The 11655-nt window shown below is 59.8% G+C and carries 11 protein-coding genes; 6 read left to right on the top strand and 5 right to left on the bottom strand.

What is annotated here, in order from left to right:
- Nucleotides 1-12 precede the first annotated feature (12 nt).
- From dnaQ to nudC, 5 genes are all read left to right on the top strand, one after another.
- Entirely contained in the window at nt 13-762 is a 750-nt protein-coding gene (dnaQ, locus tag BN1079_RS03580) for a DNA polymerase III subunit epsilon (RefSeq protein ID WP_037022348.1), read from the top strand.
- Between the two features lie 79 nt (nt 763-841).
- The gene (locus BN1079_RS03585) at nt 842-3094 is read left to right on the top strand and encodes an Orn/Lys/Arg family decarboxylase (protein ID WP_037022351.1); all 2253 of its coding nucleotides are present in this window, start codon (nt 842-844) and stop codon (nt 3092-3094) included.
- 163 nt (nt 3095-3257) lie between these two features.
- Nucleotides 3258-4070: a crotonase/enoyl-CoA hydratase family protein gene (locus BN1079_RS03590; RefSeq protein ID WP_037022352.1), complete on the top strand. Its 813-nt coding sequence runs from the start codon at nt 3258-3260 to the stop codon at nt 4068-4070.
- 37 nt (nt 4071-4107) lie between these two features.
- Complete coding sequence (locus tag BN1079_RS03595; protein WP_037022355.1) at nt 4108-5790, top strand: FimL-related protein; 1683 nt, start codon at nt 4108-4110, stop codon at nt 5788-5790.
- On the top strand, nt 5791-6624 hold the full coding sequence (gene nudC, locus BN1079_RS03600; protein ID WP_037022357.1) for an NAD(+) diphosphatase: 834 nt from the start codon (nt 5791-5793) through the stop codon (nt 6622-6624).
- Here nudC and BN1079_RS03605 read toward each other — a convergent pair.
- Nucleotides 6592-7371, bottom strand: coding sequence for a TSUP family transporter (locus tag BN1079_RS03605; protein ID WP_037022359.1), 780 nt, complete (start codon nt 7369-7371; stop codon nt 6592-6594). The two genes, nudC and BN1079_RS03605, sit on opposite strands and share 33 nt — an antisense overlap.
- Before the next feature lie 199 nt (nt 7372-7570).
- Between BN1079_RS03605 and BN1079_RS03610 the strand changes: the two genes are divergently transcribed.
- Nucleotides 7571-8218, top strand: a complete 648-nt coding sequence (locus tag BN1079_RS03610; protein ID WP_037022360.1) for a hypothetical protein — start codon at nt 7571-7573, stop codon at nt 8216-8218.
- Between the two features lie 158 nt (nt 8219-8376).
- On the opposite strand, the gene BN1079_RS03615 is transcribed toward BN1079_RS03610, so the two are convergent.
- The 4 genes from BN1079_RS03615 to BN1079_RS03630 form a co-directional block, all read right to left on the bottom strand.
- On the bottom strand, nt 8377-9144 hold the full coding sequence (locus tag BN1079_RS03615) for an SDR family oxidoreductase (RefSeq protein ID WP_037022362.1): 768 nt from the start codon (nt 9142-9144) through the stop codon (nt 8377-8379).
- A 164-nt stretch (nt 9145-9308) separates the two neighbouring features.
- Complete coding sequence (locus BN1079_RS03620; protein WP_037022363.1) at nt 9309-10376, bottom strand: phosphotransferase family protein; 1068 nt, start codon at nt 10374-10376, stop codon at nt 9309-9311.
- Nucleotides 10377-10573: 197 nt separating this feature from the next.
- Nucleotides 10574-10888 carry an SCP2 sterol-binding domain-containing protein gene (locus tag BN1079_RS03625; RefSeq protein WP_037022365.1) on the bottom strand — a complete coding sequence of 105 codons (315 nt, stop codon included), beginning with the start codon at nt 10886-10888 and terminating at the stop codon, nt 10574-10576.
- Nucleotides 10889-10946: 58 nt separating this feature from the next.
- On the bottom strand, nt 10947-11645 hold the full coding sequence (locus BN1079_RS03630) for a histidine phosphatase family protein (RefSeq protein WP_037022366.1): 699 nt from the start codon (nt 11643-11645) through the stop codon (nt 10947-10949).
- Nucleotides 11646-11655: the final 10 nt, after the last annotated feature.

Raw genomic sequence — 11655 nt, forward strand, 5'->3', positions numbered from 1 at the left:
AGAGATGTAAATATGCGCAGCGTAGTGCTGGATACAGAAACCACCGGGATGCCGGTTACCGATGGCCACCGCATCATCGAGATCGGCTGTGTCGAAGTCATCGGTCGTCGCCTGACGGGACGGCATTACCACGTCTATTTGCAGCCGGACCGTGAAGTGGATGAAGGCGCCATTGCGGTGCACGGCATCACCAATGAGTTCCTGGTCGATAAACCACGCTTTCGGGATGTCGCCGACGAATTCTTCGAATTCATCAAAGGCGCGCAGCTGGTCATCCATAACGCGGCGTTCGACGTCGGCTTCATCAGCAACGAATTCGCCTTGCTCGGACAGCGTGAACGTGCCGAGCTGAGCGACCACTGCAGCATTCTCGACACCCTGCTGATGGCGCGTGAGCGCCATCCAGGCCAACGCAACAGCCTCGATGCACTGTGCAAGCGCTACGGCGTGGACAACTCCGGGCGTGAGCTGCACGGCGCCTTGCTCGACGCCGAGATTCTTGCCGATGTCTGGCTGACCATGACCGGCGGGCAGACCAATCTTTCCCTGGCCGGTGATGGGGCTGAAGGGGAAAACGGTGGGCGTCAGCAACCTACGCCGATTCGCCGCCTGCCAGCCGAGCGCCCGCAGATCCCGATACTCCGTGCCAGCGCCGAAGAACTTGCTGCACATGCCGCGTGCATGAAGGCCATCGAAAAGGCCGCAGGTGCGCAGCCTCTGTGGCTTCAGCTTGAACAGGCGAGCGAGACGACACCCGCTTGACCCGAGCACTAAAAAATCGGGCTTGGTGACTGAAGGCGAAGCTTCTACCCTGAGGGGACGCATCTTCAGGAAACCCTTCATGCACAAAGACCTGAAATTCCCCATCCTGATCGTTCATCGCGACATCAAAGCCGATACGGTCGCCGGTGAGCGGGTTCGTGAAATTGCAGCTGAACTGGAACAGGATGGCTTCCATATCCTGCCAACCGGCAGCGCTGCCGAAGGGCGCATCGTAGCCTCCACCCATCATGGCCTGGCCTGCATTCTGGTGGCGGCCGAGGGAGCGGGGGACAACCAGCGTCTGCTGCAGGACGTGGTCGGTCTGATTCGCGTGGCGCGGCGGCGTGCTCCGCGGTTGCCGATTTTTGCCCTTGGTGAGCAGATAACCATCGAAAATGCGCCCGCGGAAGCGATGGCTGATCTGAACGAGCTGCGCGGGCTGCTCTACCTATTCGAAGATACGGTGCCATTCCTCGCCCGCCAGGTGGCGCGGGCAGCGCGCAATTATCTGGACGGGCTGCTGCCTCCCTTTTTCCGAGCGCTGGTACAGCATACGGGCGACTCCAACTATTCCTGGCACACACCGGGCCACGGCGGTGGCGTTGCCTATCGCAAGAGCCCGGTGGGACAGGCCTTTCATCAATTCTTCGGGGAAAACACTCTACGTTCCGATCTTTCGGTGTCCGTGCCGGAACTTGGCTCGTTGCTCGATCACACCGGGCCGCTGGCCGCGGCCGAAGCCCGTGCGGCGCGCAACTTTGGCGCTGACCACACCTTTTTCGTGATCAACGGCACCTCGACGGCCAACAAGATCGTCTGGCATTCGATGGTCGCGCGTGGTGATCTGGTGCTGGTGGACCGCAACTGCCACAAGTCCATCCTGCACTCGATCATCATGACCGGGGCGATACCGCTTTACCTCACGCCGTCGCGTAACGAGCTGGGCATCATTGGTCCGATTCCGCTGGAGGAATTCACGCCTGAGTCCATTCAGGCCAAGATCGACGCCAGTCCGCTCGCCCGAGGGCGACCACCACGGGTGAAGCTGGCGGTGGTCACCAATTCCACCTACGACGGCCTTTGTTACAACGCCAATCTGATCAAGCGCACTCTGGGCAACAGCGTCGATGTGCTGCATTTCGATGAAGCCTGGTATGCCTATGCCGCCTTTCATGAGTTCTACGACGGGCGTTACGGCATGGATACCCGCGAGCAGGGGCCTCTGGTATTCACCACCCACTCGCCGCACAAAGTGTTGGCGGCCTTCAGCCAGGCTTCGATGATCCATGTGCTCGGCAGCCAGCAGCGCCAGCTGGATCTGGACCGTTTCAACGAAGCCTTCATGATGCATACCTCCACCTCGCCGCAGTACGGCATCCTTGCCTCGCTGGATGTGGCCTCGGCGATGATGGAAGGCCCGGCGGGGCGCTCGCTGATCCAGGAAACCTTCGACGAGGCACTGAGCTTCCGGCGTGCTCTGGCCAATCTGCGCAGCCACCTGGCGCCGGATGACTGGTGGTTCAGTATCTGGCAGCCGGAACCTGCCGAAGGTGCGGAGAACCTCGCTACCGCCGATTGGCTACTGCAGCCGCATGCCGACTGGCACGGCTTTGGAGACGTCGCTGAAGATTACGTGCTGCTCGATCCGATCAAGGTAACGCTGACTACGCCGGGGCTGACTGCCCATGGCAAGCTGAGCGAGCGCGGCATTCCGGCGGCAGTGGTCAGCAGATTCCTCTGGGAACGTGGTCTGGTGGTCGAAAAGACCGGGCTCTACTCGATGCTGGTGTTGTTCACCATGGGCATCACCAAGGGCAAATGGAGCACGCTGTTGACCGAGTTGCTGGAGTTCAAGCGCCACTACGACAACAACGTTCCGCTCTGTGATGCGCTGCCCAGCGTGGCCTTGGCAGGAGGTAGCCTCTACGCCGGCATGGGGTTGCGCGATCTGTGTGCCGCGCTACACGGCTGCTACCGGGAAAATGCCACCGCAAAAGCCATGCGGCGCATGTATACCGCGCTGCCAGAACAGGTACTCACGCCCGCCGATGCCTATGACAAGCTGGTGCGCGGCGAGGTTGAGGCGGTACCCATCGATGCTCTGGAGGGGCGTATCGCTGCAGTAATGCTGGTGCCATACCCGCCAGGAATACCGCTGATCATGCCGGGTGAGCGCTTCACCGCCGAGACGCGCTCAATACTCGATTACCTCGACTTCGCACAGCAGTTCGCTCTTAAGTTCCCCGGGTTCGACGCGGACGTCCACGGATTGCAGCGCGAGGAGCACCCTGACGGCCCTCGTTATACGGTCGATTGCATTGCGCAGGGTTAAAAGCTGACGGAGCTGCCTTGCACAGATGTTGTGCAGGGCGTGGGCTGCATCACAAGGTCCTGCATCGACTTTCGGCCGGCTGTTGTTATAGTTGTGCCGCTTGAGACAGGTCGATTTGATGGCCTGACAATCTGCCCAGGCACATGCAGTCGAGGAAGATAGCGTGACCGAATACCAAGCCTTTCGCGTGGAACTGAAGGACCGGATCGCCCATGTAGTGATCAACCGACCTGAAAAGGTCAATGCCATGAACGCTGCGTTCTGGGACGAGATCGTCGACATATTTCGGTGGGTCGATGACACCGACGCAGTGCGAGTGGTGGTGCTGACCGGCGAGGGGAAGCATTTTTCGGCCGGCATCGATCTGCAACTTCTGGCCCAGGCAGCGAGTGGCCTGGGTAGCGACATCGGTCGCAATGCCGAGCTGCTGCGCCGTAAGATCCTCAAGCTGCAGGCTTCCTTGAATGCCGTGGACAATTGCCGCAAGCCGGTGATTGCCGCCATCCAGGGCTATTGCCTCGGAGGCGCTATCGATCTGATCTCGGCTTGTGACATGCGCTACTGCACGCTCGACGCACAGTTTTCCATCAAGGAAATCGACATGGGAATGGCCGCTGATGTCGGCACTCTGCAGCGCCTGCCACGCATCATTGGCGACGGTCTCATGCGAGAGCTGGCCTATACCGGCCGTAACGTCAACGGGCAGGAGGCACAGTCCATCGGCTTGGTCAATCGTGCCTACCCAGACCAGGCGTCCCTGATGCAGGCGGTGCTGGAACTGGCGGCGCAGATTGCAGAAAAGTCTCCCTTGGCTATACGTGGAACCAAGGAGATGATCCGCTACATGCGCGACCACCGCGTTGATGACGGCCTTGAGTATATTGCGACCTGGAATGCAGCCATGCTCCAGTCGGCCGACCTCAAGGTCGCCATGGCCGCTCACATGAGCAAGCAGAAACCGGACTTCGCCGACTGATGCATCATCCAAACGTTGCGCGGGGGGCGCGCTAGGCATGGTTACCGGAGCGACTTCACTCAGCCTGGTTCGCGATGAGCTATTCGCCACCATGGAAGAGGCCGAACAGAGCCTCGAACATTTCATCATCGACCGTAACAACGGCGGTTTGCTGCAGCAGGCGGTCGAGAACCTCAAGCAGGTTCGCGGCACTCTCAGTCTGATCGAGCTGACCGGCGCCGAGTTGCTGGCCCAGGAAATCCTGCAGCTGGCCACCGACATTCCCGTTGGGGCAGGAGAGGAGCGCGACACGCAGCTTGCAGCCTTGAGCAATGCGCTGTACGTGCTGGCGCGCTATCTGGAAAGTGTCGATGCCAGTCGCCAGGAAATGCCCGAGCTGCTTTTGCCGCCAATCAATGCGTTGCGCCTGGCCGCGGCTCAGCCAGCGCTACCGGAAAGCTTTTTCTTCAGTGTTCGTCTCGACCATGCCCGCCCCGCCATGGCAGTGCCGGCGCGTGAGCCTGCTGCCCGTGCTGCCGAGGCGCGTCGCTTGCGACAGATGTATCAGATTGGCCTGCTCGGTTTCATCCGTGAAAACAACGTGCCAGCCAGCCTCAAACTCATGGGGCGTGCGCTTGGCCGCTTGGACATGCTCTACGCCAACACTCCGGCGGGACGCCTGTGCTGGCTGGGCAGTGCGGCGTTGGAGGCTCAGCTTGATGGCCAGTTATTGCCGCGTCAGTCGCGCAAACAGCTGTTTTCCAAGGTCGACCGGGAGCTTCGGCAACTAATCGTCAACGGCGCCCATGAACCGCCGCGCAGTCTGCTTAAAGAACTGCTGTATCTGGTTGCACTGGCGGAAAGTGGCGGGCCGATTGCAAGCCAGGTCCGGGAAATATTTTCTCTGGGCCCGCTTCCCTTTACCGATCATCTTCTTGAAGACGAGTCCCAGCGCTTGGCTGGTCCCGGCCATGCCGTGATGCGCTCGCTTTCATCGGCGATCCGCGAGGAGCTTGCAAGCGTCAAGGACTTGCTGGACCTGATCGAGCGCCAGACCGCGCCAGCGGACTCCTACGCCAACCTGCACACCCTGCTCGGCAAGCTGGCCAAAACCCTTGGCATGGTGGGCTTGTCCTCCGCATCCAGCGCACTGCATGCACAGCTGAGCCAGGTTTCCGGCTGGACCACCGAGAACGCTCCTGCCCCCGAAGCCTTGCTCAAGCTGGCCGATGCGGTGCTATACGTAGAGAGCATGGTGGCCAGTCTTGAACGAGACGGCCGACGCGACACCCGGCCGCAAACTGTCCAGGTCGGTAACGAAGCGCAAGCGTTTGCCAACCACCAGCTCACCGAGGCCTGCATCGTGGTGATTGGAGAAGCCACCGCCGGCCTTGCCTTGGCCAAGCGGGCCATCACTGCCTATCTGGAATCCAACGGAGAGAAATTGCACCTGGCCAATGTACCGTTCAGCCTGATGGCAGTACGCGGTGGTCTGCGCTTCCTTGAACAGGATCGCGCTGCCGAACTGATCGGAGCCTGTGCAGATTTCATTCAAAAGCAAATGCTCGAAGGTGTGCAGATGCCCTCCGAGCAGCTGCTGGAAACCCTCGCCGATGCCCTGACCAGCCTTGAGTACTACCTCGAAGGTGGCGCGGTCCTGCGGCGTGACGATTCCCGTGTCAGTGTTCTGGACCTCGCCGCCGAAAGCGTGCGTGCGCTGGGTATGCGGGTAGCCGCCTGAGTGAGCTTGCGCTGGCAACCTGCACGGCTCGACCCAACGGGTGACAACGGCTGGGCGCTCGTCCATTGCCAGCAAGGTTTTCTGTTTGACCACAGGGGCGTGCTGTTTCCCAGAGACTGGCTCAAACGGCTGAACCTGCCATTGATCAGCGAACAGGGCCTCGGATATTTCGAGGGTGAGCCTGTGTTTCTGTTCGAACTTGCCCATCAGGCCGAGGTGCCTGGTGCATCCTGGCAGGGGCTTCGCCAGTTCATGCTGCAGGACGAGGATGTCGACAGGTTTCGCATGCTCGGCTTCGCTGCGCAAATAGGCACTTGGGTCAACCAGCACCGTTTCTGCGGCCGTTGCGGCCAGCCGATGCGCCAGCATCCTTCTGAGCGAGCGATGCAATGCAGCGCATGCGGCATTCATCACTATCCACGTATCTCGCCGAGCATGATCGTGCTGGTTACTCGCGGTGACGAGTTGCTACTGGCGCGTTCTCCGCGCTTCGCCCCTGGGGTCTACAGCACCCTGGCGGGGTTCGTCGAGCCGGGGGAGTCGGTGGAGCAATGCGTGATACGGGAAGTGCAGGAAGAAGTCGGCGTCGCGATCCACACGCCGCACTATATCTGCAGTCAGGGCTGGCCGTTTCCGCATTCACTAATGCTGGGTTTTCACGCGGAATATGCGGGCGGGGACATCGTCATTCAGCCGGAAGAGATCGAAGATGCCGGCTGGTTCCACATCGAACGGCTGCCAGCGCTGCCAGCGCCGAAATCCATTGCCCGCTACCTGATCGAACTCTATCTGGCGCGGCGCTCAGGCGCTGCCGAACCAATGCTGCCAAGCTAAGCGCAGGCTCAACAGCAACACCACGAGAATGAAGATCGGCCGGATAAACTTGGACCCGCCGCGAATGGCGGTACGCGCCCCCAGGTAGGCCCCGGCCATCAGCGCCAGGCCCATTCCCAATCCCAATACCCAGGCTACCTGGCCACTGATGATGAAAACGCCCAGTGCAGTACCGTTGCTGACAAAATTCATGCTGCGCGCTACACCGCTCGCCCGGAGCAGATCCAGCGGATAGAGCAACAGGCTGCTGACTGTCCAGAAGGCGCCGGTTCCTGGGCCGGCAATGCCATCGTAGAACCCCAGTCCCAGGCCATGGGGCCACTGGCGGTGCTTACCGATTGGCGTGTTTTTGTCACGTGGCGCCGGGGCTGGATTGATCAGCAGATAAAGCCCGCAGACGAACACTATTAGCGGCAGCAGCTGGTTGAGCCAGCGTGCCGGAATCAGGTGCGCCAGCCCGGCACCGAGCGCCGCGCCGATAGCCGTCGCGATCAATGCGCGGCGCCATTGAATAGGGTCAAACAGTTTGCGTCGATAGAAGGTGAAGCTGGCCGTTGCCGAGCCAAAGGTCGCGCACAGCTTGTTGGTACCCAGCACCAGGTGCGGCGGCAGGCCGGCGGTCAGCAAGGCAGGCAGGGTCAGGAGTCCACCACCTCCGGCAATGGCGTCGATAAAGCCGGCAAAGAAGGCAACGGCCAGCAGGGCTGCAAGCACAGGTAGGTCTATCGACAGTTCGAGAAGGGGCATGGGGCACTTTGCTTGGGAGGTGGGGCAAAAAAGAGACGCAGCAGGGCTGCATGATGCCGATTGTTAGGCGCCAAGCCAACGGTCTTCGAGCCTAACGCAACGACATAATGTCGACTCGTAATCACTGTTCCGAGCTGGCTCTGGAAGCGACGCAATGCCGCATTGATAATGCGCCTCCGAACTTTGAGGAAGGCGCGTGATGCAATACCTAGGACTTGCAGTGGGTGTCGGCTTTCTTGCGCTGGTTACGGTCCTGCTCGCACTGCGCGTTTTGCTAGGCGGTAACTGGTTGCTGGGCTGGCTGCGTGGCACCTTCGGTTTTCTGCTACTCGGGTTGGGTGGCCTGGTTGCTCTGGTAGCCTGGGATGTGACTACCTACAACTCCCTACCGCAGGGCAAACCCCTGGCCCGGTTGGCATTCCAGGCCGAAGGGCCTCAGCGCTATCAGGTGAGGCTTGAACAGAACGGTCAGGCCAGCTTTGCCACGCTGGAAGGCGACCTTTGGCAGCTTGATATGCGGGGCCTGCAGTGGCGGGGCGTTGCAGCGCTGATCGGACTTGAAAACGGCTTCCGGCTGCAGAGGCTATCTGGTCGCTATTTGGCCGTGGAGCAGCAGGAGCAGGCACGCAATGTGCGAGTCGAGCTTGAGCAAAGCCGGTTCGGGGTGGATTTCTGGGCATGGCTGCAACGCTGCCAGTGTGGCTCGCTGCTGGTTGAGGCGCAGCAGCGCCGGGTCAGCTTCCTGCCCATGGCCGATGGTGCCGAATATGCTATCGAAGTGACTCCGACAGGGTTGCTGGCACAACCGATGAATACCGCTGCAGAGCAGGCGATGAAGGATTGGTAATGACGTCGAGTGGCAGCACTGACGGCTAGTGGAGAAGCCCTTTGGGGCGACCTTGTCCGCGAGCTTGGATGGAGCCTTCCAAGGTTGGGAAAAGCAAAGCTCGCGAACAGGTCGCTCGTTCAAGAGCGGCAGCGTGGTGAGTCTGCTAAACGCTGCGATCAGGCGAGATAGCCACCATCCACATTGAGCGACAGCCCCGTGGTGTAGCTGGAGGCATCGCTGGCAAGGTACAGGACGGCGCCGGCCATTTCCTCGGGATTGGCCACACGGTGCAGCGGAATGTGCCGTAGCGCTTCTTCACGAATGGCATCGTTGCTGACCAGCGCCGAGGCGAACTTGGTATCGGTGAGGCCCGGGAGCAGGGCGTTGCAGCGGATGCCCTGCGGCGCGCACTCCTTGGCGAAGGCCTTGGTCATATTGATGACGGCAGCCTTGGTCACCGAGTAGATACCCTGGAAATGACCCGGCGTGACGCCGTTGATGGAGGCGACGTTGATGATGCTGCCGCCGCCATGCCCGCGCATCAGCTTGCCGGCTTCAACAGACATGAAGAAATAGCCGCGAATATTTACGTCCACGGTCTTCTGGAAGGCTGAGACGTCGGTATCGAGAATATGGCAGAACTGCGGGTTGGTAGCGGCATTGTTGACCAGTATATCGAGGCGGCCGAACTCCTCGCGAATACGCGCGAAGGTTGACTGGATCTGCTCCAGCTCACCGATATGACAGGCCATCGCTGTCGCCTTGCCGCCCTCTGCAATGATGGCGTCGGCGACTGCCTGGCAGCCCTCGATCCTGCGGCTGGATACGATGACGTGCGCACCCTGCTGAGCCAGCAGCTTGGCGATGGCCTCGCCAATACCACGACTGGCGCCGGAGACAAAGGCGATCTTGCCGTCTAGATCGAAAAGGGTAGTTCTGTTCATGGTGCGGTTCTTCCTGTGTTGCAGGCTATGGAAAGAAAGGCGAGACAAGGCGATGGGGCTGGGGAGCAACAGTCGAAGGATGAGCCACTGGGCGAGTGCAGCGAATCCAGCGGACGAGCTCGCCTAAATAAGCCGTACTCAGTTCGTACACCTTTCGGGCCTTGCTACAGCTTCGATTTGCCGATGACCTGCAGGGCCATTTGCTCAAGCAGGGCGTTAAGTTGCACGAACCTTGCGAATCGCTTGTCCTGGGTCTGGCCGTGAAAATAGCGGTAGTAGATCTGCTGAACGATGCCGGCCAGGCGGAACAGACCATAGGTGTAGTAGTAGTCGAAGTTGTCGATGCGGATACCTGCGCGCTCGGCGTAATAATCCACGAACTCCCTACGTGTCAGCATGCCAGGCGCGTTACTCGGCTGTTTACGCATGAGCTGTACGGGCGCCGGGTCGTCGGCTTCGATCCAGTAGGCCAGGGTGTTGCCCAGGTCCATCAGCGGATCGCCAATGGTGGTCATTTCCCAGTCGAGTACGCCGATGATCTGCATCGGGTTGTCCGGATCGAGGATGACATTGTCGAAGCGGTAATCGTTGTGAACGATACCGGGCTTGGGATGATCGGCCGGCATTTTGTCGCGTAGCCAGGCCTTGACCGGCTCCCAACTAGGCGCATCGGGTGTGAGGGCGCGTTCGTAGCGCTCGATCCAGCCGTCGATCTGGCGCTGGACGTAGCCTTCAGGCTTGCCAAGATCAGCCAGGCCGCACGCCTGGTAATCGACGTTGTGCAGATCAACGAACTTGTCGATAAAGCTTTGGCACAGCGTACGGGTCTGCTCCGGTGAAAAGCCGAGCTCCGGCGGCATGTTTTCGCGCAGGATGATGCCCTTGACCCGCTCCATGACATAGAACTCGGCACCGATCACGCTCACGTCCGTGCAGTGAAGATAAGCCTTCGGGCAATAAGGGAAACCGGCATTGAGACGGTTGAGAATGCGAAATTCCCGGCCCATGTCATGTGCCGATTTCGCCTTTTGACCAAACGGCGGACGCCGCAACACGAGTTCCTGGCTCGGGTATTCCAGCAGATAGGTCAGATTGGAGGCGCCACCGGGAAATTGTGAAATGCGCGGCGTACCTTCAAGACCTGGAATATGGGCTTTCAGATACGGATCGATGACCTCGGCGGGTAGCTCCTCACCCTCGCGAATCCGGCTGGCCTGATCGCTCAGTGTCATTGTTGCTCTATCCTTATGCCTGATTTTCTGGGGCGTATGCTTAGGCTCATCTAATCGCGAAGAAGGTCCGGGTTCAAGGAAACAGGAGTCTTATTGGTCTGGTTGCTGCCGGTCGATAAGTTATCCGCAAGTCGCTCCAGATCGCGGGCAAAAAAAACCGGAGCCAGGCTCCGGTTTTCGCTATAGCAACGCTGGAATCAGGACGGGAACAGCTCGCTCAGCTTCAGCGCCAGCATCATGTCGCCTTCGGCGCGCAGCTTGCCGGCCATGAAGGCCTGCATGCCGTCGGTCTCACCGCTGATGACACCCTGCATGGTTTCGCTGTCCATGATCAGGGTGACGTTGGCATCGGCCGATTCGCCTTTGTGGAAGTCGCAGGCGCCGTCCTTGACGATGAGGTAGTAGTCTTCCGCATCGGTAATGTTGAACTGGAAAACCAGATCCAGGCCGGCAGCGGCGCTGGCGTTGAACTTGGCTTTCATGCCCTGAATGGTTTCGTCGACGGTGCTCATGGATATGTCCCTTTTTATCGTGAAAAACAGGCGATCATTGATCGCCGTGAAGTGGAGCCTATCGCCAGGTGATGAGCTCCGGATTCTTTAACAGTTCCAGATGTACGTGATTGTTGAAGGATGCCAGGGAGACTTCCCGGTCACGAAACTTCAGCTGGCTCAGCGAGGTATTGACGATCTGCCAGTTCAATTCGAAGGCTTTGATCGGCTGTACGCCAATGATCAACTGAAGCAGGGCGGTGATAGTTCCGCCCGAGGTGAATACCGCGACACGGTCCTTCGGGCCGGCCTGCTCAAGCAGACGGTTCAGTCCGCCCTCGACGCGTTCGATAAAACTCTGCCAGCTTCCGAGGCCTTCCTTTTCGTGCTCACCAGAAACCCATCGCTGGATTACCTGACTGAACAGGCGCTGGAATTCGGCTCGATGGTCGGCTGCGTTCTGGAGAATTTGCAGTGCGTTGGGCTCGATGCGCAGCAGATCGTCCAGGTGCGCCCGAATAACCTCGTCAGCGAGGAATTCATTGAACGCCGGATCGACCTCGACTTCAGGCTGGCTAGCCATTCGTCCGAGGGTAGCCTGTGCAGTATCTTGCTGACGCTGCAATTCGCCACTGATGCAGCGGTCGAAGCGCAGGTCCAACTGCGCGAAGTAGTCGCCCAGAGCAGCTGCCTGGCGAAAGCCGAGCGGTGACAGAACGTCATAGTTTTTTGCGCCGAAAGACGCCTGACCATGTCTGATCAGGTAGATACTACCCATGCTCTGCTCC

This window comes from Pseudomonas saudiphocaensis (assembly GCF_000756775.1).
In the GTDB taxonomy this organism is placed as follows: domain Bacteria; phylum Pseudomonadota; class Gammaproteobacteria; order Pseudomonadales; family Pseudomonadaceae; genus Stutzerimonas; species Stutzerimonas saudiphocaensis.